This window comes from Acidovorax sp. KPB24-03, assembly GCF_057546605.1.
Genome location: NZ_BAAJYR010000833.1, coordinates 1 through 772 on the forward strand (window position 1 = coordinate 1; position 772 = coordinate 772).

1 protein-coding gene and 1 pseudogene are annotated in these 772 nt (G+C 62.4%); both read left to right on the top strand.

All coding sequences use genetic code 11. From position 1 onward, the window contains the following. Positions 1 to 259: pseudogene (locus AC27KI_RS26315) on the top strand (RNA-binding protein); the annotation flags it as partial. Positions 260 to 510: 251 nt separating this feature from the next. After that, positions 511 to 772 (top strand): RNA recognition motif domain-containing protein (locus AC27KI_RS26320; protein WP_487116812.1); only part of this gene is annotated, 262 nt, incomplete at its 3' end.

Here is a 772-nt window from a genome sequence, read left to right on the forward strand (position 1 = left end):
GTTTCGGCTTCGTCGAAATGAGCAACGATGCCGAAGCGCAAGCCGCCATCCAAGGCGCGCATGGTCAAAACTTCGGCGGCCGTGACCTCGTGGTCAACGAAGCCCGTCCGATGGACCCCGTCCCCCCCGCAGCGGTGGCGGCGGCTTCGGTGGCGGCAACGGCGGTGGCGGCGGCTACGGCGGTGGTGGCGGCCGCAGCGGTGGTTTCGGCGGCGGTGGTGGCGGTGGTGGCTACGGCGGTGGCCGCAGCAGCTACTAAGCTCACGCTGACAGCATTTCAAAAAAAGGGTCCTTCGGGGCCCTTTTTTCATGGCTGAGCCAGCGCGTTTGGCCCGTGTCCGGCACCTTGCTTTTTTGCGGAATTTATGGCCCATAATGCATCGGCGAGATATTTTTCGCGTCGACGTTTGCGGGGATCCGTCAGTTTCGCGCATGGGACATCTTTGTGATTCACTGGCTGCGTTTTCGGGACTCCATCGCTTTATCAATGTGTTTTTGAGGAGTCCCGTGATGGGCAACAAACTGTACGTCGGCAATTTGCCGTACTCGGTGCGTGACAGTGACCTGGAGCAGGCCTTCGGCCAATTCGGAGCCGTGATCAGCGCCAAAGTCATGATGGAGCGCGACACGGGCCGCTCCAAGGGCTTTGGCTTCGTCGAGATGGGCAGCGACCCTGAAGCGCAAGCCGCCATCCAGAGCATGAACGGCCAGCCCCTGGGCGGCCGCAGCATCGTGGTGAACGAGGCGCGTCCCATGGAACCCCGTCCCCCCC